Below are 21,558 nucleotides of genomic sequence, written 5' to 3'. Positions count from 1 at the left end.
ACCTGCAGGAACAGGAACGGCAGCGCCGACTTGAAGATGTCCGACATCGGGATCTCGGCCGGAGCGACCCCGCGCAGGTAGAACAGCGCGTAGCCGAACGGTGGCGACAGGAAGCTCATCTGCATGTTCACGAGGTAGAGCACCCCGAACCACAGCACGAGATCCGCCTCGGACCCAAGGCCGAAGCTTTCGGGTCCCATCGCGCGGATGATCGGCACGAAGATCGGCACGCAGAGCAGCAGGATCCCGACCCAGTCGAGGAACATGCCCAGCACGACCAGCACGATCATCATGATGATCAGGATGCCCCACGGGCCGAAACCTGTGGCCTCAAGCGCGCCCTGCACGAATTGCTGGCCGCCCTCAAGCACGTAGAGACCGACGAAGATAGTCGCACCGAACATGATCCAGATGACCATCGCGCTGGCCTTGAGCGTGGTCAGCGAGGCCTCGCGCACGGTCTGCCAGTCCAGCCGGCGATGGATGGCCGCGACGATGAAGGCGCCGAAGGTGCCGATGCCGGCGGCCTCGACCGGGGTGGCCACACCGCTGAAGATCACGCCCAGCACGATGGCGATCAGCGCGATCGGCGCGGCCATGTTGGCCATCAGGGCGACCTTCTCGCGCGTGCTGATCCGCTCGGCCACCGGGATCGGGGGCCCGAGCTTGGGGTTGATCGTTGCGCGCAGGACGACGTAGCCGATATACATCCCCGACAGCAGCAGGCCGGGAATGACCGCGCCGATGAACAGCTCGCCCACCGATTGCTCGGCCACCACGGCGTAGATGATCGCCAGGATCGAGGGCGGGATCAGGATGCCCAGCGTGCCGCCCGCCATGATCGAGCCCATCGCGATCTTGGGATCGTATTGCCGCGCCAGCATCGCCGGCAGCGCGATGATGCCCATGGTCACGACCGCGGCCCCGATCACGCCAACCATCGCCGCCAGCACCGTGGATGCGAGGATCGTGGCCGCGGCGAGTCCGCCCTTCAGACCGCCCAGCACCTTGTAGATGACGTCGAACATCTCGCTGATGATGCCCGCGCGTTCGAGCATCGCCGCCATGAAGATGAACAGCGGGATGGCCGACAGCTGGTAGTTCGTCATCAGCGGAAAGATGCGCGACGGCACGATGTTGAGCGCGCGCTCGTCGCCCAGCACCCACAGGAACACGCAGGCCAGACCCCCGGTCACGAAGGCCAGCGGCAGGCCGGCCATCAGCAGCGCAAGGAGGCTGCCGAACATGATGAGCGTGAGAAGCTCGATACCGATATCAAGACCCATGGATCACTCTCCCCGCGCGATGACGCGGATATCCTGCGCAAGTTTCGAAATGCCCTGCGTCACCAGAAGCAGACCGCCGATCACCATGACCCATTTCATCGGCCAAAGAGGAACCTCCCATTCGTTGAAGCTGATCTCGCCCCAGCGGATGTTGGGGTCCGTCCATTGCTGCGACGTCCAGTTGCCCACCATGTCGAGGAACCCGATGTCGCCGCGCGCCCAGTCGCTGAGCAGGCCGTTGCCGGTCGCCACCGCGTTGGCGTCCAGCGCGAAACGCCAGGACGTGAACAGCAGCGTGAAGGCGAAGATGAAGAAGAAGACCGAGGTGAACAGGTCCACCCACGCCTTCCGGCGGCGCGACAGCGGCGCGTAGAAGATGTCGACGCGCACGTGGTCCTCGGTCAGCATCGCGTAGGCGCCGGCGATCAGGTACTGCATGCCGAACATCAGGTACATGGATTCATGCGCCCAGTTGGTGGGCGAGCCGAAGACGTAGCGGCTGACCACCTCGAAGTAGTAGACGAAGACCGCGATCACCGCCCAGTAGGCGACGAATTCGCCCGCGGTCAGCGAGATGCGGTCCAGCACGCCGGTCCAGCCGGTCGAGACGTGGTCCTTGTCTTCCTTGCGCTCGCTCTCCTCGAGCTTCTTCAGCGCGATCTCGGCCTCGGACAGTTCCTCGTGCGCGGGGATCTTGGCGTTGGCCTGCTTGACCAGGCGGTTCATCTGGATGGCGTCGATCGCCATGGCGATCAGCAGCGCGTAGAACGCCCAGCGGGCGACAGTGCCCCAGAAGGCCAGGTCCTCGGCCGCCTGCGCGGCGGCGGGGCGCGAGGTTTCGAGGTCGGTCTCGGCCTCGGTGATGCGGGCGGTGCCCTCGTCGATGCGGGTCTGCGCGCGTTCGAGGTTGCGCTCGGCCCGGCGCAGCGCGAACGAGCCTTCCTCGCCCTCGGCCCGGGCCTCTTCCAGCGCCCGTTCCAGCGCCGGCAATTCGGCGCGCGCGCTTTCCACGCGGCCGGTCTCGCGCTCGAGCACGCTTTCGGCCAGGCGCACCGTGTTGTTCGCGTCCGACACCACCGTCCGGGCGTCCTGCCCCTGCGCGTTGGCGAACAGGATCACCAGGAAGACCGGGATGAAGGCCAGGCCCCAGAGATTGCGCAGATACAGCCTGTGCAGACCCAGCATGCCGCCGGTCACCAGGATGAAATAGCTCAGCCCGAGGCCGTAGCGGCGTTCGTGGCTGCGCGGGCGATTGGACAGGACCATGGCGATCAGCGGAAAGATGATCAACCCGGCCCAATACGCCCAATGGGGCAGGGAAAAGTCGAGACTGGGCATGGAACCCCTCTCATCGAAACGGTGGACGAAATGGCGAGACCCGCCAGACGGCAGGGCCCGCGCACGCGGCGCGGGCCCGTCTTCAAGTCAGGCGCGCGGGATCACAGATCCAGCGACAGACCCTCTGTCAGCGCCGGATCGACGTAGCCAAGGCTACCCGACTGCATGTAGTCGAGGATGATCTTGAACACGCGGGCGCTGTCGGGATCGCGGTTGGCATAGTCGAACCAGATCGGAACGGCGACCTCGGTCATCAACTCGACGTCGTCGGCCGACAGACGAGTGATCTCGGTGCCGTCGGCCTCGAACTTGCCCCAGGCTTCCTGGTCGGCGGCCTGGATCGCGGCGTGGTGCATGTCGGAGTAGACGTGCGTCTCCATCTCGACGAACTGCTTCATCTGCGGGCTGAGGTTGTCCCAGGCCTGCTGGCCGACGGTGATGTCCATGATGTCGACCGGCTGGTAGACGGACATGAATCCCGGGGGGCCGAGCACGATGTAGTCGGTCACCTGGCTGAAGCCGAGCGCGTAGTTCACCGCCGGACCGGTATAGTCGGCCACGTCGATCGTGCCGCGTTCCAGCGCCGGGAAGATCTCCGAGCCCGGTAGAACGGTCGTTTCCGCCCCCAGTTCGGTGAAGATGTCGGCGACCATGCCGCCCGGCAGACGCATCTTGCGGCCGCGGAAGTCGTCGATCGAGCGGATCGGCACCTTCGAGTGGATGATGTTCGCGCCGTGGTGTACCGGGCCGACGAAGTGCATGCCCTGCCGCGCGTAAAGCTCGCGCGCGATCTCGAGCCCGCCGAGGCCGTAATAGAACGTATCGTATTCGGCGGGGTTGCGCAGGCCGAGCGGGAAGGACGTCAGGAAGACCGCCGCGGGGATGATGCCCTGGGCGTAGATGGTGAACGGGTTCACCGCGTCCAGAACGCCGTTCTTGACCGCGTCGTACAGCTGGAAGTCGCCCACGACGTCGTTGGCGCCGAAGGGCGTGAAGGACAGCTCGCCCCCCGACTTCTCTTCGATGCTGGCGCACCAGTCGCGGAAGATCTGCAGGCCGGCGCCGCCGGGCCAGCTGGTCTGGATCTTCCAGTTGGTGGGCTGTCCCTGCGCTGTGGCGATGTGCGGCGCCGCGAGGCCGGCCGCGCCCATGCCCGCAATGCCGGTGAGCGCCCTGCGGCGCGTTACGCGATTCGTCATGTATTCCTCCCATTTTTAGCGCCGCGCTGGGGCGGCCCGACCTCGCGTCGTTGCGCAAGATCTCCTCCGATGTAGCGCAGCACCGAAAACTGGTAAAGAATTCTTTCCGCTTTTGCGGGGCCGTTATCGCAACCGGAATGCCGGCTGGGTCTGCAGCGCAACGATCTTGCCGCACGGTTCGGTGCCGGAAAGTCCGAACGGATCACGCTCACGGTCCCTCACAGATGTGCGACCGGCGTCTATGGCCGCGCCACCGGCCGGCTGCCGTGGTTGCCCTTCGAAGCGACGCCGGGTAACCACATGATCAAATTCCGAACCCGCGATGCAGATGCGGGCCGGCACGCGGGGGGCGGGGGCGCCCTGGGCGAAGGAACGAGCAGGAGGCGACAGATCATGCGCGACGCGGCACGGCAGGCAGCCGGATGGATCCGGGCATTCGGGGCGATGCTGGCGATGGCCTTGCTGCTGGGCACGACCCTACCCGCCGTCGCGCAAGAGGCCACGCCCGACGCGCCGGCCGAGACCGCCTCGGACGCCGCCGACGCCGCCGCCGCCCTGCCGGCCGAGGCGATCGACGCGCTGGTCGGCGTGCTGCAGGACGACGAGGCGCGCGCGCGCCTGCTCGAGGCGCTCGAGGCCGCGCAGGAAGGCGTCGCCGGAGAGATCGCCGAAGTCCTCGAGGAAGGCCCGCCCGAGTTGCTCGCGCCGCGCGGCCCCTCGCTGGGCACGCAGGTGGCGGAATTCACCCAGGGCCTGGCGCAGGGGATCGTCGCGCAGGTGACGGCGCTCGCCGACAGCTTCCAGGGCGGCGGCACCGTGTTCGAGGGCCTGTCCGGCAACGAGCTGACCGTGCTGGCACAATCCCTGCAAAGCCTGTTCCTGGTGATCGTCATCACCATCGCGGTATTCGTCGCGCTGCGGGCCGTGATGCGCCGGCCGTTCAAGCGGCTTGGCGCCCGCGCGGCCGAGGCCAACATGGTGCACACCGCGCTGATCTTCCTGGGCTCGGTCGCGCTCGACGCCGCAATCGTGGTGATCGCCTGGGCGCTGGGCTACGCGATCACTCTGCTGATACTAGGCGACTACGCGCAGATCGACTTCCGCCAGGCGCTGTACCTGAACGCCTTCCTGCTGGTCGAGATGGTCAAGGTCGCCGTCCGCGCGATCGTGTCGCCGACGACGGCCGGCCTGCGGCTGATCCGCCTGTCGGACCGCGCGGCGATCCTGCTCAACCGTTACGCCAACGTGGTGATCAGCGTGCTGGGCTACGGCCAGCTGCTGATCGTGCCGATCATGAATCGCAACGTGTCCTTCGCGGCCGGTATTGCGGTCTCGGCCGTGCTGTCCCTGCTGGTGCTGCTGTTCGTGGTCTGGATCGTGCTGCGGCACCGCGAGCCGGTCGCCGTCTGGCTGCTGCGCCGCGTCGCGCCCGAGCGCGACACCGCAGCCCCCGCGCGCGTCCAGAACGAGGACGGCACCGTCACGACGCTGGTGGAAACCGACGCCACGCCGGCCGGCGACACGGCGCCCGAGACCGGGCCCGACGCCGCGCCCGCCACCACGTACGAAGCCACAGCCGCCGGCGACGACACCGTGGTCCAGTCCGGCCCCCTGCCCGAGCGCGAGCCCGCGAAACAGTCGGGCGCGCTGGCGACGCTGATGCGCAACTGGCACTGGTTCGCGCTGGGCTACCTGGCATTCATGTTCGTGGTCGTGATGACCCAGCCCACGTGGCGGGTGATCGAGTACCTGGGCAACTCGCTGCAGGTGCTGGCCGCGGTGCTCGTGGGTTCGGTCATCCAAGGCGCGCTGGGGCGCTGGCTGCGCTCGGGCATCCGCATTCCCGAGGACCTGCGCCTGCGCCTGCCGCTGCTCGAGCCGCGGCTGAACGCGATCGTGCCCAAGATCATCAACGTGCTGCGCGTGATCGTCGCGATCCTGGTGCTGGCCTACACGCTGGACGCCATCGGATTGTTCGACACCAGCCGCTGGATCGGGTCCGAGTTCGGGCTGGACGTGTCGGGCCGGCTGGCCACCGTGCTGGTGATCCTGCTGTTCGCCGCGCTGATCTGGCTCGCGATCAATTCGTGGGTCGACTACCGGCTGAACCCCGATTACGGCTCGGTCCCCTCGGCGCGCGAGACGACGCTGCTGGCGCTGCTGCGCAATGCGGCGATCATCGCGCTGATCATCCTGACGCTGATGTTCACCCTGTCAGAGCTTGGGTTGAACATCGGTCCGCTCATCGCCTCGGCCGGTGTTCTGGGCCTGGCCATCGGTTTCGGCGCGCAGAAGCTGGTACAAGACATCATCACCGGCGTGTTCATCCAGTTCGACAACGCGATGAACGTAGGCGACGTGGTGACGGTGGGCGGCACGACCGGCGTGGTCGAGAAGCTGACCGTGCGCTCGGTCTCGCTGCGCGACCTGAACGGCACCTACCACATCATCCCGTTCTCGTCGGTCGACATGGTGTCGAACTTCATGCGCGACTTCGCCTTCCACGTGAGCGACATGGGCATCGCCTACCGCGAGGATACCGACGAGGCGCGCAAGGCCATGTTCGACGCCTTCGACGAGCTGATGAAGGACCCCGAGCACAGCCCCTCGATCCTGGGCGAGCTGGAATGGTTCGGCCTGCAATCGCTGGGCGACAGTGCGGTGGTGCTGCGCGCGCGGATCAAGACGCTGCCGGGCAAGCAATGGGGTATCGGGCGCGCCTACAACGGCATCATCAAGCGCATCTTCGACGAGCGCGGCATCGAGATCCCGTTCCCGCACCGCACGATCTACCTGGGCGAGAACAAGTCGGGCAAGACGCAGACCCTGCGCCTGCACGACGAGGATCGCGACAGCGGCGAAGGCGACGGCGGATCGTAAGTGCCGCGGCCCCGGCGCGTCTCAGGCCGCCGGGGCGGGATCGTCGTCTGTCAGCGCGTCCAGCCCGAGGCTTTCGGCCTGTGCCAGCAGCGCCGCGCGCATCCGCTCCAGCACCGCCGAGCGCGACGAGATCTGCCGCCGCACCAGCCCGACCCGCCGGGTGATCGGCGCGGCGCCGAACGGCTGCACGTAAAGCCCGCCCGCCGGCGCATCCAGCAGCGCGATCTTAGGCACCACCGCCACGCCCATGCCAGCCAGCACGCAGCCCACGACGGCCGGCATCGTGTTCGAGACCGCGATCTCGCGCACCGGCACGCCGAGGTTCGACAGCTCGGTCTCGATCTGGCGCGACAGCGGCACCGGCGTCTCGTAGCGGATGAAGGGCAGCCGGCGGAACAGCTGCCGGTCGGTCGCACCGTGCTGCGCGGCCGGCGCGACCAGCAGCAGCGGCTCTGACAGGATCGGCGTCCAGACCAGCCCGGGCGGCACGCCCACGTTGTCGGCCACCACCGCCGCGTCCAGCCGGCCCGACGCCACATGCGCCATCAGCGTCTCGGACATGCCGACCTGCAGGTTGAACGTCAGGTTCGGGTGATCGGCGCGCATCCGGGCGAAGGCATTGGGCACGAGGCGCGTGGAAAATGTGCGGATCGCCCCGAAACCGAGCATCCCGCCCTTGCGCCCGCCGGAAATCGTCGCGCGGGTCTCGGCCATGATCTGCAGCATCTGGCGCGCCGCGCGCACCACCTCGTCGCCCTTGGCGTTGAGCTGCGGCGGCCGCTTGGAGCGGTCGAACAGGTTGGTGTCCATCTCCGCCTCAAGCGCTTGAATCTGCTGGCTGACCGCCGAGGCGGTCAGGTTCACGATCCGCGCGGCCGCCGCGAAGCTGCCGGTATCGGCGACGGCGACCAGGGTCTGCATCTGCCGGGTGTCCATCGCGATTTATTAAGCAACCCTTAACAAAAAGGCAAAGACAAATCGCTTTCGACAGGTTTTCTGGCTGGTTACGCTTTCCTGCATCCGCGTCACCTGACAATTGGAGCACAGCATGAGCCTACTGAAATCCGCAGCCCTCGGACTGGGACTGGCCCTCGCAACGGGCGCCGTTCCCGCCGCCGCGCAGGACTATCCCGAACGTCCGGTCGAATTCATCGTGCCCTGGTCGCCGGGCGGCGGCAGCGACACGCTGATGCGTCTCGTGGCGAACAACATCGAACCTTACCTCGGGGTCGAGATGCCGGTGATCAACATGCCCGGCGTCGGCGGCACCGTGGGCCTGCAGGAAGCCTCGCGCCGCGAGGCGAACGGCTACACGATCAGCCAGGTGCACGAAGGCCTGCTGGCCGCCACCGCCACCGGCCTGACCGAGCTCGCGTGGGACGATTTCGACCCGATCGCGCTGATGACCTCGTCGCCGCAATACCTGGTGGCCAGCGCAGACCAGCCCTTCGACACGCTGCAGGGCATGGTCGACTATGCCAAGGAGAACCCGGGCGACCTGACCATCGGCGTCACCCTGGGCGGCGTGCCGCACCTGCACGCGGCGATGATCGCCGAGGCCTACGACATCGACTGGCGCTATGTCGGCTACGAGGGCACGGGCGAGCGCATCCGCGCGCTGGTCGGCGGCAACCTCGACCTCGCCATCGGCGACATCTCGTCCGCGCTGCAATTCGTCGAGAACGGCGACCTGGTCTTCCTGGCCACCGGCGCGCCCGAGCGGCTGGAGCAGACGCCCGACGTGCCGACCTTCATGGAGGAGGGCGCAGATCTCGACCTCGCGATCACGCGCGGGATCGTCATGCCCAAGGGCTCGCCCGAAGAGGCGCGCGACACGATGGAGCAGGCGCTGATGGAGCTGTCGGAGGACGAGACCTTCGTCGAGCAGGTCAACAACGCCGGCGCCGAAGTCGCCTTCCGCGGGCAGGACGACTACACCGCCTACCTGTCGAACCTGAACGACACGGTCGAGCGCCTGGCCGAGGTCATCGCACCTTGAGCGACGCGCCCGACACCGCAAACCAGCCGGGCGACGTCGCCCGGCTGATCAGCTACGTGGCGCTGTTCGCGGTCTCGGCGGCGCTGTTCGTCGAGGCCGCGATCATTCCCACCTCGCGCTTCGAGGTGCTGGGCGCGGGCGCCTTCCCGATGATGGTGCACGGCGTGCTGATGGCGCTGCTGGCTCTCGCGACGATCCGGTCGCTGCGCACGATACCGACGCGGGCCTACGCGGCCTTTCCGGCGATCGCATTGCAATGGTGCCGCGACCGGCGGCTGGTCATCGTCACCTTCGTCTGCCTCGCCGTCTACCTGTCGCTGATGCCGCTGCTGGGCTACCCGCTGGCGACGCTGGGCTTCCTTCTGGTGCTGACGGCCACGCTGGCGCCCAAGACGCCGATGGCCATGCTGACCGTGGTCGTGCTGGCGCTGCTGCTGTCCTTCGGGCTGAACTGGCTGTTCGCCGAGGTCTTCAACGTCTTCCTGCCGCGGGGTTCCTGAGCCATGGACGCCTTCCTGCTGGGCGCCGCCGAAGTGCTGGCGCCGACCACCCTGCTCTACATGCTGATGGGCTCGATCGCGGGCATCATCGCCGCCGCGATCCCCGGCTTTACCGTCACCATGGCGATCGTCCTGACGCTGCCGCTGACCTTCGCGATGGAGCCGCTGACCGGCATTTCGGTCATGCTGTCGGTCTACGTGGGCGGCTATACCGGCGGGCTGATCTCGGCCGCGCTGCTGGGCATCCCCGGCACGCCGTCGGCCGTGGCCACCACCTTCGACGCCTTCCCCATGGCGCGCAACGGAGAGCCGGGCCGCGCGCTGAGCCTCGGCGTCTGGGCGTCGTTCTTCGGCACCATCATCTCGACCATCGTGCTGATCATCGCAGCACCCCCGCTGGCGATCTTCGCGGTCAAGCTGGGGCCGTGGGAGTACTTCGCGCTGATCGTCTTCGCGCTGACCATCGTCGCCAGCCTCGTCGGCCACTCGCTGGAACGCGGGCTGATTGCGGCGATGATCGGCCTCGCCATCTCGACCATCGGGACCGACCCGATCATGGGCCGCCCGCGCTTCGACTTCGGGCTCGAGGTGCTGGCCGCCGGCCTGCCCTTCCTCGTGGTGCTGATCGGCATCTTCGCCATCTCGCAGCTGGTGTCCGAGGTCGAGGACGCGCACGCCATCAAGACGGGCGAGAAGCTGGTCGAGGGCGAGATCGACTTCAAGACCTGGGCGGTGATGCGCGAGGTGCTGATGCGCCCGGTGAACCTGGTGCGCTCGTCCATCGTGGGCGTGCTGATCGGCGCCCTGCCCGGCGCCGGCGGCTCGATCGCCAACCTCGTGGCCTACGACCAGGCCAAGCGATCCTCGAAGACCCCCGAGAAGTTCGGCGAGGGCATCGCCGACGGCGTCGTCGCCTCCGAGGCCGGCAACTCGGCCACCGCCGGCGGCGGTCTGATCCCGCTGATCGCGCTCGGCATCCCCGGCTCGGCCGTCGACGCGATCCTGATGGCGTCGCTGATGGTGCACGGCATCTCGGTCGGCCCGCGCCTGATCATGGACAACGCCGATCTGGTCTACGGCATGTTCCTGGCGATGGCGGTGTCGTCGCTGATCATGCTGGTGGTCTGCGTGCTGTCGATGCGCGCCTTCCTGCGCGTGGCCGAGGTACCCAAGTGGGTCGTCGTGCCCGCCGTCCTGACCTGCTGCGTGGTGGGGTCCTTCGCGCTCAACAACCGGGTGACGGACCTGTACCTGCTGGGCTTCGTGGGCCTGCTGGGCTACGCGCTGCGCGCGCTCGACTACCCGCTCGCCCCGCTGGTGCTGGGCGTAATCCTCGGCCCCATCGCCGAGACCAACCTGCGCCGCGCGCTGATGACCGACCCGGACTGGACGCTGTTCCTGACCCGGCCCGTCAGCCTGCTGTTTCTCGTCGCCGCGGCGGCCTCGGTCGCCTGGGCCGTGCGCACGCACCTGAAGCGCCGCGGCAGCGACCAAACCGAAAAGGAATCCGCCTGATGCACCTTCGCCACGATGGCCTTTACCCGTCCCGCCGTTCCCCAGTGCTTGCCGACAACGTCGTGGCAACGTCGCATCCGCTGGCGACGCAGGCGGGGCTGTCGATGCTGGCGCAGGGCGGCAACGCGGTCGATGCCGCCATCGCCACCGCCGCCGCGCTGACCGTGCTCGAGCCCACCGGCAACGGCCTCGGCTCGGACGCGTTCTGCATCCTGTGGGACGGCAACGAGCTGCATGGCCTGAACGCCTCGGGTCCCGCACCCGCCGGCTGGACGCCCGACCGCTTTCCGAACGGCATGCCCTTCCGCGGCTGGGAGTCCGTCACCGTGCCGGGCGCGGTCGGCGCCTGGGCCGCGCTGTCCGAGAAGTTCGGCGCCCTGCCCTTCGCCGACCTGCTGGCGCCCGCGATCCGCTATGCCGAGGGCGGTTATACCGTCTCGCCCGTGATCGGCGCGCTCTGGGCGCGCGGCGCCGAAAGCCTTGGTGACCAGCCGGGTTTCGCGTCGGCCTTCATGCCGAACGGTCGCGCACCCCGCGCGGGCGAGCGTTTCGCCAGCGCCGATTTCGCCCGCTCGCTGCGGCTGATCGCCGAGACCAGGGGCCGCGCCTTCTACGAGGGCGAGCTGGCCGAGAAGATCGCCGGTTTCGCCGCCGAGCACGGCGCGGCGCTGAGCCTCGACGACCTCGTTGGCTACGCGCCCGAGTGGTGCGGCACCATCAGCGGCGGCTTCGACGGCGCCGACCTGCACGAGATCCCGCCCAACGGCCAGGGCATCGCGGCGATCATGGCGCTGGGGATGCTGGAACACACCGGCATCCGCGACCTCGACCCCGACAGCCCCGCGGCACTGCACCTGCAGATCGAGGCGATCAAGCGCGCCTTCGGCGACCTCTACGCCTACGTGGCCGACCGCCGACACATGACCGGCGTCACCCCCGAGGCGCTGCTGGATCCCGCCTACCTCGCGCAGCGCGCGACGCTGATCGACCCGGACAAGGCGCAGGATCTCGGCCCCGGCGCGCCGAAGAACGGAGGCACGGTCTACCTGTCGGCGGCGGATTCGTCGGGCATGATGGTCAGCTTCATCCAGTCGAACTATGCCGGCTTCGGCTCGGGCGTGGTGGTGCCCGGAACCGGGATCAGCCTGCAGAACCGCGGCGCGGGTTTCGTCACCGAGGACGGCCACCCGAACCAGGTCGCGCCCGGCAAGCGACCGTTCCACACGATCATCCCCGGCTTCGTGATGAAGGACGGCGCCCCGGACATGAGCTTCGGCGTCATGGGCGGGCCGATGCAGGCGCAGGGCCACGTGCAGATGGTGTTGCGTTGCCAGCATTGGGGACAGGACGTGCAGACCGCGATCGACGCCCCGCGCTGGCGCTTCGTCGAGGGTGACGAGGTCGCCTGCGAGGCGTCGATGCCCGAGGCGACGCGCGACGCGCTGGGCGCGATGGGGCACGTCATCTCGGTCGAGCCGCCCGACAGCGCATTCGGCTTCGGCGGCGCGCAGTTGGTCCGGCGCCTGCCCGGCGGCGGCTACATGGCAGGGTCGGACCCACGCAAGGACGGTCAGGCCGCGGGCTTCTAGGCCGGGCTATGGCGGGGACTCTGCCCCCGTCCGCTGACGCGGACTCCCCCGGGATATTTCCAGAGAGAAGAAGACGCGTGCGGGCTTGAGTAGCCGTGCAGTCGGACAACAAAAAACGGCCGCGGAAATCCGCGGCCGTTTCGCATGTTCGTGGGGTCGAGGCCTCAGCGCTTCGAGAACTGGAAGCTGCGGCGGGCTTTCGCGCGGCCGTACTTCTTGCGCTCGACGACGCGGCTGTCGCGGGTCAGGAAGCCTGCCGCCTTCAGCGCGGGACGCAGCGACGGATCGTAGAGCTGCAGCGCCTTCGACACGCCGTGCTTGACCGCGCCGGCCTGGCCCGAGAGGCCACCGCCCTTGACGGTCGCGTAGACGTCGAACTCGCCTTCGACGCCGGCGACGGTGAATGCCTGCGCCAGGATCATCTGCAGCACGGGGCGCGCGAAGTATTCGTTCATCGGCTTGCCGTTGACCATGACCTTGCCCGAGCCGGGCTTGATCCAGACGCGCGCGGTGGCGTCCTTGCGCTTGCCGGTCGCGTAGGAGCGGCCCAGCTTGTCGCGGACGGGCTCGCGCGGGGTTTCCAGCTCGGTCGCGGGGGTCTCGATGCCGCCGGCCACCTGGCCGAGCTCTTCGAGAGACGTGATCTGATCAGCCATTATTGAGCCACCCGGGTGTTCTTGGAGTTCTTCGACTTGACGTCCAGAACCTGCGGGTTCTGGGCCTCGTGGGGATGATCCGCGCTGGCGTAGATGCGCAGGTTGGTCAGCTGCTGGCGCGCCAGGCGGTTGCCGGGAAGCATGCGCTTGACGGCCTGGAACACGACGCGCTCGGGGTGCTTGCCGGTCAGGATGTCGTCCTTGGTGCGCTCCTTGATGCCGCCGGGATGGCCGGTGTGCCAGTAGAAGTTTTCCTGGCGCTTCTTGCCGGTCAGCTGCACCTTGTCGGCGTTGACGATGATGACGTTGTCGCCCATGTCCATGTGCGGGGTGAAGCTGGGCTTGTGCTTGCCGCGCAGACGCATCGCGACGATCGAGGCGAGCCGGCCGAGAACGACGCCTTCGGCGTCGATCACGATCCACGACTTCTCGATATCCGCGGGGGTCGCAGAGAAGGTTTTCATGTGTGGTCCCGTTCGTTGGGGGTGGCCATTCCTGCAAGACGGCCGGACCGGGCCCGGTGCCTTGAATTCGATGGGCGGGTTATACGCACCTTCGCGGGGTAGTCAAGCGCGTCATCTTTCGATTTTCTAATGCAAAACAACGACTTGAAATTACGGTATTTAAATACCTCATCTTCGGGCGGTTTTCGGTCCGCCGCGAGATCCTCCGGACGCGCCCGCGCCGGAATCGGGCGCAATTGAAATACATTCGTCGACAATTGCGGCCATCGCGCAGGCAGAGCGGCGACAGCGGCCACGGCGCGTTGCCCGAACGGGAACGATGGAAGGCATTCGCCCTGATTTGACCGAAAGCCGCCCAGATCCGGCCCACGAAACGCATGAATTCGTCCTTATTCGCGCCCAGATCGGTGCCGAGAACGGATCGCATGGCAGTGAAAAAGCAAACCAAGTTACAGTTCAGCCAGCGCGTGGGGCGGATCTCGGCCGCATCGCGCTATGGCGGCCCGCGCGCGCCGGGCGCGCATCGGCCGGTGGCGAACGCGCTGATCGGCGCCTTCGCCGCGCTGCCGCTCTATGCCGCCGCCGCGCCGGCCTTTGGCCCTGACGAAATGCAGTGGCTGCCCGCTCCGCTGCGCGAGCAGGGGATGATGCTGCTCGCCGCGGCGCTCGGCGCCTCGCTGGCGCTGTTGTCCGTGCACGGTCTGCGGCTGCTGATCCGGCGCGGCGCGGCCTCGCGCAACTCGGCCGCCGCTCTGGCGGGGGCCTGCCTGGCCGCGACCGCGCTGATCGTCTGCGCCGCCCTGCCCGCGCCGGCACTGGCGGACTACGCCGGCACGCCGCTCAAGGCCTTCAAGGTGGCGATGACGCAGATCGCGCAGACCATCCCCGGGCTTGACGCGGGCCGGCTCTAGCGGTCCCCTCTGGGCATGATCCAGGATTGCCCGGGCCCCGCCCGCTTCTTCGACACCGCCGACGGCCCGGTCGCCTACGAGACGATGGGCGCGGGTCCGCCGCTGCTGTTGCTGCACGGCTTCCCGCAATGCCGCGCGATGTGGGCGCGCATCGCACCGGCGCTGGCCGACGCGTTCACCGTGGTGATCGCCGACCTGCGCGGCTACGGCCAAAGCCACAAACCCGCGACCATGCAGGCCATGAGCTTTCGCGCCATGGGATCGGACATGATCGCGCTGATGACGCATCTCGGGCACGAGCGGTTTCACCTGGCCGGCCACGACCGCGGCGCGCGCGTGGCGCACCGCATGGCGCTGGATGCACCCCGGCGGGTGCGCAGCCTGACCGTGATGGACATCGTGCCGACGCTGCACCTGCTCGAGACCCTGAACCACCCGGTCGCGCGAGCCTATTACCACTGGTTCTTCCTGGCCCAGCCCGCGCCCTTCCCCGAGACCATGATCGGACACGACCCGGACGGGTTCTTCGAGCGCTGCCTGCTGGGCTTCGGCAAGGCGCAGCTTGCGGATTTCGATGACGCGGTCCTGCAGGCCTGCCGCGCAGCTTGGCGCGACCCGGCCGCGATCCGCGCCATGTGCAACGATTACCGCGCGGCGATCGACGTGGACATGACGGACGACGCGCGCGATCGCGGGCGCAAGGTCGACTGCCCGGCGCTGGTCCTCTACGGCGCCGAGGGTGCCATGGCCCGCGCGATGGACGTGGCCGAAACCTGGCGCCCCTGCCTGTCGGACATGCGGGCCGAGGCGATCGACGGCGGGCATTTCTTTCCCGACCAGTCGCCCGCCGCGACCGTCGAGGCGCTGCGCGCCTTCCTCGTCACAGCCTAGAAAAGGCCGGCGAACCGCTCGGGCAGACGATACTGGACCGCGGCCTCGGGGCGGTCGAATTGCCAGAACCCGGTATCGCCCCGCTTGCGCCACGTGGCGTGCATCGCCTCGCGCAGCCAGCCGGTGTCGAACCCATGCTGCAACGGCAGCGCGTCGAAGGCATCGAACACGGCACTGTCCCGACCGCGAGCCTGCGCGAACCAGTGCCGGCCCACGGTGGTCTCGCGTGGGCCGACGCCAAGCGCCGCGGTCATCGCGTTGCGCCGGTCCTGCGCGGCGACGTAGGTATCGAAATCGGCGTATTTCAGGTGCAGCAGGTACAGGCCCTCTTGCGTCTCGAGCCTGTCGTGCTGGGTGAAATGCCCGCCGCGCGCGATCTTGGTCCCGGTGCTGAGGATGCAGGGCTTGGAATAGTCCGGCGCCGGCCGGACATGCATCCGCGGTCCCAGCACGCTGTCATCGATCGGCGCGGGCTCGATCGCGCGGCGGTGGATCACCTCAAGGCCTACCGGCGTGACGACCCGCTTTCCGCGCGTCCGGCCCAGGAAGTCCAGCAGCCCGCCCTGCGCCGGGTCCAGCACCACCAGTTCGTCCACGTCGCCGACGATCACGTGCGTGTAGTATGGCCGGAGCGCCTGCACGACGTTGTTGAGCATTTGCCAGCGCTTCATCTCGAAGTTCGGGTGCGGATCGCCGGGCAGACCGATCAGGTTGCAGCCATGGGCCATCCGCGCGACCGCATCGCCGCGGCCGTGGTTGATCACGGTGCAGTTCTCGCGCCCCAGGATCGCGCCGTAATGGCGCAGCCAGGCGGCCAGAAACACCGTGTCGTCGCGCACCATCGTCACCGCCGCGGCGATGTTCTGCATACCCTGCCCCTTCATATTCGGGCGCCGAACGCCCTTTTCGCCAACCTACAGCGCCGCTAGCGTGGCGCAAGGCAGGCGGGGGATTGGATGCTCGAAGACGACGTGGCGCGGCAGGGCTGGCACATCGCGGCGCAGGCGCGGCCCGCGCGGTTCCAGGTGATGGGCGAGCGGTGCTCGGGCACGAACTTCGTCAAGCGGCTGATCGGCCGGAACTCGGTGTTGACGCCGACCGAGGCGCTAGGCTGGAAGCACGGCTTTCCCGCGATGATCGCCATCCCCGAGGACGTGGCGGTGATCTGCGTCGTCCGGGACGCGCGCGACTGGGCGCTGTCGCTGCATGCCCGACCGTGGCATTGCCCTCCGGCGATGCAGCGCCTGGCCTTTTCGGACTTCATCCACGCCGAGTGGACGAGCGTCGCCGACCGCGCGCGGTACTTTACGCAGGTCGCGCGCGAAGGCGGCCTCGGCCAGCCGCTGCAGGCCGACCGGCACCCGCTGACCGGCGCGCCCTTCCCCGACCTCTTCGCCCTGCGGCGCGCCAAGTTGGAGGGCCTGCTCTCCTACCGGCGGCGCGGCTGCACGCTGGTCTTTGCCCGGTTCGAGGCGGTGCGCGCGGCACCGGAGGCGTTCCTGAACGCGCTGCATGCAGGCTGTGACCTCGGGGCGCCGCCGGATTATCGCCCGGTTCTCAAGCGCCTCGGCAACAGGTTCAAGCCAGCGGTCAATGCCCGGCCGTCGCCGCCGGCGCAAGTCCCCGATGCCGATCTCGATCACCTGCGCGCACGCCTCGACCTGAAACAGGAAGCGGCCCTCGGCTACAGCTATGCTTGAGGATCAATCAGTATCGCCCTGAAGTCGTTCACGTTTGTGCCCGTCGGCCCCGGCACGAAAAGGGTTCCTGCCGCCGCGAACGCGCCGTAGGGATCCTGCGCCGCGGCGAAGGCCGCGGGATCGTGGCCCGCGCGGCGCAGCGTCGGCATCGTGTCACCGTCGGCGAAGGCGCCGGCGTTGTCCTCGGAGCCGTCGATGCCGTCGGTATCGGCCGCCAGCGCCGAAATGCCGGCGACGCCTTCGATCGCCATCGCGAAGCCCAGCAGGAAAGCCGTGTTGCGCCCGCCACGGCCGGGATCGTCGCCCAGCGTCACCGTCGTCTCGCCGCCCGACAGCAGCACCACGGGCGCGGCGAAGGGGCGGCCGCGCGCCGCGATCTCGCGCGCCATGGCGGCATGCATCAGGCCAATGTCGCGCGCCTCGCCCTCGATCGCGTCCGACAGGATCGCCGCGCGGATGCCCTGCGCCTCGGCCCGCGCCGCCGCCGCTTCGAGCGACAGGCGTGCCGAGGCGACCACGCGCACCGTGTTGCGCGCAAAGCGCGGATCGTCCGGATGCGGAGCGCTTGCGGCATCGCGTTCAAGGTGACGCATAACCGCTTCGGGCGGCGTGATTTTCCGCGCCTCGATGATCCGCAGCGCGGCGGCGCGATCCACCGCGTCGGGCACGGTAGGGCCCGACGCGACCTGCGCCGGATCGTCGCCCGGCACGTCCGACACGATCAGGCTACAGACTCGCGCGGGATGCGCCGCCAGCGCCAGCCGACCGCCCTTGACAGCGCTGACATGCTTGCGGATCGCGTTCATCGCGCCGATCGGCGCGCCGCTGCGCAGAAGCGCGCGGTTCAGCGCCTGCTCGTCCTCCAGCGTCAGCCCCTCTGGCGGCGCGGGCAGCAGCGCAGAGCCGCCGCCGCAGACCAGCGCCACCACCAGATCGTCCTCGGTAAGCCCCCGAACTGCCTCGAACACCGCCTGCGTCGCCTGCAGGCCAGCCGCGTCGGGCACCGGGTGCGCCGCCTCGATCACCCGCAGGTGCCGGCACGGCGCGGCGTAGCCGTAACGCGTGACGACGACGCCCTCGACGGGCGCGTCCCACAGATCCTCGAATGCCGCGGCCATCTGCGCGGCGCCCTTGCCCACGGCAATCACGACGGTCCGCCCCTTCGGGCGATCGGGCAGCGCTTCCGCCAGCGCGCGCCTCGGGTCGGCGGCCTCGACCGCGACACGGAACAGGTCTTCGAGAAAGGCGAAGCGGTCCATCACGCCCCCTTGCCTGCCGACCCGTCGCTCATCCGCGGAACCCGGTCGCGACGACGAACTTCTCGGACGAATCCTGTCGGCTCGCGGGCGGCTTGACGTTGGCCACCTTCTCGAACCGCTGCTTGAGCAGCTGCTGCATGCTGCCCTCGGCACCGCCGGCCAGAACCTTGGCGACGAAGACACCGCCGGGCTCCAGAACGTCGAACGCCAGCGCGGCCGCGGCCTCGCACAGGGCCACGATGCGCAGGTGGTCGGTCTGCTTGTGCCCCGAGGACGCCGCCGCCATGTCCGACATCACCACGTCGGCAGGCCCGCCGAGCCATTCCTTGACCTTCTCGTCCGCACCGTCCTCCATGAAGTCCAGCTGGTGGATCTCGGCGCCGGCCACCGGCTCGACCTCCTGCAGGTCGACGCCAAGCACGCGGCCCACCGCCTTGCCCTGCTTCTCGCCGAGCGCGTTGACGCGCCGAACAGCCACCTGGCACCAGCCGCCGGGCGCGCAGCCCAGGTCGACCACCCGCGCGCCGGGCACGAGGAAGCGGTATTTCTCGTCCAGCTCCAGGATCTTGTAGGCCGCGCGGCCGCGATAGCCCTCGGCCTGCGCGCGCTTCACGTACGGGTCGTTCAGCTGCCGCTGCAACCACCGGGTCGAGCTGAGCTTGCGTCCGCGGGCGGTCTTCACGCGCACCTTGAGGTCGCGCTCACCGCGCCCGGAACTCTTCTTCGGTCCCTTCGCCATCCGCGCTCCTGTCTTCGTTCCGGTTCAAGTGATCGGGCGCATGGGCGCGCCGGCGCCAACGAAACACGCCGCTAGAGCGGCCCGTCCTCGAGCACGCCGTCCGCGGACATCTGCGCGTAAAGCAGCCCTTCGCGCAAGCCCCGGTCGGCCACGGAAAGCTGATCCGTCGGCCAGAGCCGCAGCAGCGCCTGCAGGATCGCGCTGCCCGACATGATCAGCGCGTGCCGGTCCGGGCCGATGCGCGGATCGCGCCGCCGCCCGGCGGGCCCGAGGTCGAGGTAATTCTGGATCACCGCCTCGATCTGGTCGCTGGTCATGCGCAGACCGTCGACCTTGGTGCGGTCGTAGCGCTTCAGCCCCAGGTGCGAGGCGGCCACCGTGGTCACCGTGCCGCTGGTGCCGATGATCTGGAAGCCCTCGCGCGCCTGCTCGTCCTGATACGGCGTGAAATCGGCCAGGTTCTCCTCGAAGAACCAGCTCATCAGCGCGTAGCGCGCGGCGTCGTCGCTGACGTCGCTGAACTGGTCGCGCAGGGTCGCCACGCCCAGCGGGACGCTGATCCAGTCGACCACCTTGGCGGTCGGAAACGGGCTGTCGGTGGTGTGAAAGCCTGCATGCAGGCGCATGATAGCCCGCGGCCGTTCACGCGGCGCCACGCGGCTGAGGTCGATCCACACCAGCTCGGTCGAGCCGCCGCCGATATCGACCACCAGCAGCTGTTCGGTCCGCGTGCTGACCAGCGGCGCGCAGGAGATGACCGCCAGTCGCGCCTCTTCCTCGGGCTGGATGATCTCGAGCGTGAGCCCGGTCTCGCGCCGCACCTGGCGGATGAACTCGGACGCGTTGCGCGCCCGGCGGCAGGCCTCGGTCGCGACCAGGCGCATGCGCTGGACGTTGTGCCGCTCGATCTTCTGGCGGCAGATGCGCAGCGCCTGGATCGTGCGCGCCATCGAGGCACGCGATAGCCGCCCCGACCGCTCGAGGCCCTGCCCGAGCTGGACGGATTTCGAGAAGCTGTCGATCACATGGAACTGACTGCCCTTGGGCTGGGCGATCAGCATGCGACAACTGTTCGTTCCCAGATCCAAAGCGGCGTAAAGCGCGTTCGGATCCGGGCGGGCAGGCGCGGAACTCTCGACCGGTTTCGGGAAAGCGTCCGCACCCGTGGGACGCTTCGGCGCCATGATCTCGCGCCTTTCCGATATCAACTTAAACCCAAGGTTACGCCCCGGGCCGCCGTGGCGCAAGCGCCAACCGGGTGCGAATCCGCGCGGGTCCGGGTGCAAGGCCGCGCATGATCATCATGCAACGAATGAAGGGCCGCGCGGGTTGGCCCCGCCCGCGCCACCGGCTAGGTTTGTCGCGGATCGCGCGACGGCGGTCGAATTCCGACCCCGCGCGTGCCCCGCCCGCGGATACCAACGTGCAGAACATGCAAGGAATCAGGCGCATGCCCGACGTCACCATCGTCTACTGGCGCGACATCCCGGCCCAGGTCATCGTCGGCAAGGGCCGGCGCGGCGCCAAGCAGCCGCTGGCCGAACGCTTCGAGCAGGCGATTGACCGCGCCGCGATGAAGGTGGGCGCCAGGGACCAGGACGCGTACCTCGCCGAGTGGCGCAAGGCCGCGCCCTACCCGGTCGAGGGCGAGCCCGACGACGTCGCGCGATCCGAGGCCGCGCGCATCGAGGCCGAGTACGACACCGAGCGGCTGAAGGCCCTCATCGCCAACGACGGCCGCGCCTGAAGCGGCGCACCACGCCCCCATCGCAAAACCCTGAGGAGAGCCAATGACCCGCACCATCGTCGAGTCGAAGACCAGGACCGCCGTGATCGGCTTTGACGAACCGTTTTGCGTCATCGGCGAACGGATCAACCCGACCGGGCGCAAGAAGCTCGCCGCCGAGCTCGAGGCCGGCGACTTCTCGACCGTCGAGGCCGACGCGATCGCGCAAGTCGCGGCCGGGGCCAACGTGCTCGATGTGAATGCGGGCGTGGTCTACAACTCCAACCCCAACCCCAACGAGACCGAGCCGCCGCTGATGCGCAAGATGCTCGAACTGGTGCAGGGGCTGGTCGACGTGCCGCTGTGCATCGACAGTTCGGTCCCCGGCGCGCTTGAGGAAGGGCTGAAGGTCTGCGAGGGGCGGCCGCTGCTGAACTCGGTCACCGGCGAGGAAGAGCGGATGGAGCAGATCCTGCCGCTGGTGAAGAAGTACAACGTGCCCGTCGTGGCGATCTCGAACGACGACACCGGCATCTCCGAGGACCCCGAGGTGCGCTTTGCCGTCGCAAAGCGGATCGTCGAGCGCGCGGCCGATTACGGCATTCCCGCGCACGACATCGTGGTCGATCCGCTGGTCATGCCGATCGGCGCGATGGCCACGGCGGGCAAGCAGGTCTTCACCCTGGTGCGCCGCCTGCGCGAAGAGCTGGGCGTGAACACGACCTGCGGTGCATCCAACATCAGCTTCGGCCTGCCGAACCGCCACGGGATCAACAACGCCTTCCTGCCCATGGCGATGGGCGCTGGCATGACCAGCGCGATCATGAACCCGATCGCGCTGCCGGTGACCCAGACGAAGATCGCCGAGAAGAAGGCCGAGGTCGAGGCCGCCGGGATCATCCTGCC

At 68.5% G+C, this 21,558-nt stretch carries 20 protein-coding genes; 10 read left to right on the top strand and 10 right to left on the bottom strand.

The features are described 5' to 3' along the window. The 3 genes from ACFDTC_RS13085 to dctP form a co-directional block, all read right to left on the bottom strand. The coding region (locus tag ACFDTC_RS13085; RefSeq protein ID WP_375259327.1) for a TRAP transporter large permease subunit at nt 1-1,286 on the bottom strand (1,286 nt) is incomplete at its 3' end. 3 nt (nt 1,287-1,289) lie between these two features. Further along, nucleotides 1,290-2,624: a TRAP transporter small permease subunit gene (locus ACFDTC_RS13080; RefSeq protein WP_375259326.1), complete on the bottom strand. Its 1,335-nt coding sequence runs from the start codon at nt 2,622-2,624 to the stop codon at nt 1,290-1,292. A gap of 101 nt (nt 2,625-2,725) precedes the next feature. Continuing rightward, nucleotides 2,726-3,823 carry a TRAP transporter substrate-binding protein DctP gene (dctP, locus tag ACFDTC_RS13075; RefSeq protein ID WP_375259325.1) on the bottom strand — a complete coding sequence of 366 codons (1,098 nt, stop codon included), beginning with the start codon at nt 3,821-3,823 and terminating at the stop codon, nt 2,726-2,728. A gap of 393 nt (nt 3,824-4,216) precedes the next feature. Here dctP and ACFDTC_RS13070 point away from each other — a divergent pair, with 393 nt between their 5' ends. Continuing rightward, complete coding sequence (locus ACFDTC_RS13070) at nt 4,217-6,703, top strand: mechanosensitive ion channel domain-containing protein (RefSeq protein WP_375259324.1); 2,487 nt, start codon at nt 4,217-4,219, stop codon at nt 6,701-6,703. A gap of 21 nt (nt 6,704-6,724) precedes the next feature. On the opposite strand, the gene ACFDTC_RS13065 is transcribed toward ACFDTC_RS13070, so the two are convergent. Continuing rightward, the gene (locus tag ACFDTC_RS13065; RefSeq protein WP_375259323.1) at nt 6,725-7,639 is read right to left on the bottom strand and encodes a LysR family transcriptional regulator; all 915 of its coding nucleotides are present in this window, start codon (nt 7,637-7,639) and stop codon (nt 6,725-6,727) included. Between the two features lie 112 nt (nt 7,640-7,751). On the opposite strand from ACFDTC_RS13065, the gene ACFDTC_RS13060 reads away from it, so the two are divergent. The 4 genes from ACFDTC_RS13060 to ACFDTC_RS13045 are packed head-to-tail and all read left to right on the top strand — an operon-like array spanning nt 7,752 to nt 12,306. Further along, nucleotides 7,752-8,702, top strand: a complete 951-nt coding sequence (locus ACFDTC_RS13060; RefSeq protein WP_375259322.1) for a Bug family tripartite tricarboxylate transporter substrate binding protein — start codon at nt 7,752-7,754, stop codon at nt 8,700-8,702. Then, on the top strand, nt 8,699-9,202 hold the full coding sequence (locus ACFDTC_RS13055; protein WP_375259321.1) for a tripartite tricarboxylate transporter TctB family protein: 504 nt from the start codon (nt 8,699-8,701) through the stop codon (nt 9,200-9,202). The genes ACFDTC_RS13060 and ACFDTC_RS13055 overlap by 4 nt, the downstream gene beginning before the upstream one ends. Before the next feature lie 3 nt (nt 9,203-9,205). Beyond that, nucleotides 9,206-10,717, top strand: coding sequence for a tripartite tricarboxylate transporter permease (locus tag ACFDTC_RS13050; protein WP_375259320.1), 1,512 nt, complete (start codon nt 9,206-9,208; stop codon nt 10,715-10,717). Next, the gene (locus ACFDTC_RS13045; protein ID WP_375259319.1) at nt 10,717-12,306 is read left to right on the top strand and encodes a gamma-glutamyltransferase family protein; all 1,590 of its coding nucleotides are present in this window, start codon (nt 10,717-10,719) and stop codon (nt 12,304-12,306) included. The genes ACFDTC_RS13050 and ACFDTC_RS13045 overlap by 1 nt, the downstream gene beginning before the upstream one ends. A gap of 164 nt (nt 12,307-12,470) precedes the next feature. Here the strand turns inward: ACFDTC_RS13045 and rpsI are convergent, their stop codons facing one another. Together rpsI and rplM are read right to left on the bottom strand one after the other, a co-directional pair. Further along, complete coding sequence (gene rpsI / locus ACFDTC_RS13040; protein WP_375259318.1) at nt 12,471-12,962, bottom strand: 30S ribosomal protein S9; 492 nt, start codon at nt 12,960-12,962, stop codon at nt 12,471-12,473. Next, nucleotides 12,962-13,426, bottom strand: a complete 465-nt coding sequence (gene rplM / locus ACFDTC_RS13035; RefSeq protein ID WP_375259317.1) for a 50S ribosomal protein L13 — start codon at nt 13,424-13,426, stop codon at nt 12,962-12,964. Before rplM ends, rpsI begins: the two co-directional genes overlap by 1 nt. Before the next feature lie 431 nt (nt 13,427-13,857). Between rplM and ACFDTC_RS13030 the strand changes: the two genes are divergently transcribed. Together ACFDTC_RS13030 and ACFDTC_RS13025 are read left to right on the top strand one after the other, a co-directional pair. Beyond that, the gene (locus tag ACFDTC_RS13030; RefSeq protein ID WP_375259316.1) at nt 13,858-14,337 is read left to right on the top strand and encodes a hypothetical protein; all 480 of its coding nucleotides are present in this window, start codon (nt 13,858-13,860) and stop codon (nt 14,335-14,337) included. Nucleotides 14,338-14,352: 15 nt separating this feature from the next. Then, nucleotides 14,353-15,228, top strand: coding sequence for an alpha/beta fold hydrolase (locus tag ACFDTC_RS13025; protein WP_375259315.1), 876 nt, complete (start codon nt 14,353-14,355; stop codon nt 15,226-15,228). On the opposite strand, the gene ACFDTC_RS13020 is transcribed toward ACFDTC_RS13025, so the two are convergent. After that, on the bottom strand, nt 15,225-16,097 hold the full coding sequence (locus ACFDTC_RS13020) for a glycosyltransferase family 2 protein (RefSeq protein WP_375259314.1): 873 nt from the start codon (nt 16,095-16,097) through the stop codon (nt 15,225-15,227). The two genes, ACFDTC_RS13025 and ACFDTC_RS13020, sit on opposite strands and share 4 nt — an antisense overlap. An 87-nt stretch (nt 16,098-16,184) precedes the next feature. On the opposite strand from ACFDTC_RS13020, the gene ACFDTC_RS13015 reads away from it, so the two are divergent. Next, nucleotides 16,185-16,928, top strand: coding sequence for a hypothetical protein (locus ACFDTC_RS13015; RefSeq protein ID WP_375259313.1), 744 nt, complete (start codon nt 16,185-16,187; stop codon nt 16,926-16,928). Here the strand turns inward: ACFDTC_RS13015 and ACFDTC_RS13010 are convergent. From ACFDTC_RS13010 to ACFDTC_RS13000, 3 genes are all read right to left on the bottom strand, one after another. Continuing rightward, entirely contained in the window at nt 16,919-18,187 is a 1,269-nt protein-coding gene (locus ACFDTC_RS13010) for a glycerate kinase (RefSeq protein WP_375259312.1), read from the bottom strand. The genes ACFDTC_RS13015 and ACFDTC_RS13010 overlap by 10 nt on opposite strands. A 28-nt stretch (nt 18,188-18,215) precedes the next feature. Then, nucleotides 18,216-18,926 (bottom strand): RlmE family RNA methyltransferase, encoded by a 711-nt coding sequence (locus ACFDTC_RS13005; protein ID WP_375259311.1) that lies wholly within the window; start codon nt 18,924-18,926, stop codon nt 18,216-18,218. Nucleotides 18,927-18,997: 71 nt separating this feature from the next. Then, a complete protein-coding gene (locus tag ACFDTC_RS13000; RefSeq protein WP_375259310.1) occupies nt 18,998-20,110 on the bottom strand; it encodes a Ppx/GppA phosphatase family protein in 1,113 nt (370 codons plus the stop codon). A gap of 266 nt (nt 20,111-20,376) precedes the next feature. Between ACFDTC_RS13000 and ACFDTC_RS12995 the strand changes: the two genes are divergently transcribed. Continuing rightward, nucleotides 20,377-20,673 carry a virulence factor gene (locus ACFDTC_RS12995; RefSeq protein ID WP_375259309.1) on the top strand — a complete coding sequence of 99 codons (297 nt, stop codon included), beginning with the start codon at nt 20,377-20,379 and terminating at the stop codon, nt 20,671-20,673. 43 nt (nt 20,674-20,716) lie between these two features. After that, nucleotides 20,717-21,558: methyltetrahydrofolate cobalamin methyltransferase (locus tag ACFDTC_RS12990; protein WP_375259308.1), on the top strand; the 842-nt coding region annotated here is incomplete at its 3' end.

Origin of the sequence: Citreimonas sp. (assembly GCF_042096055.1) — a bacterium.
Lineage (GTDB): Bacteria > Pseudomonadota > Alphaproteobacteria > Rhodobacterales > Rhodobacteraceae > Citreimonas.
The sequence above is the reverse complement of the archived record's forward strand: the minus strand, read 5'-3'. Positions and strand labels throughout refer to the sequence as shown.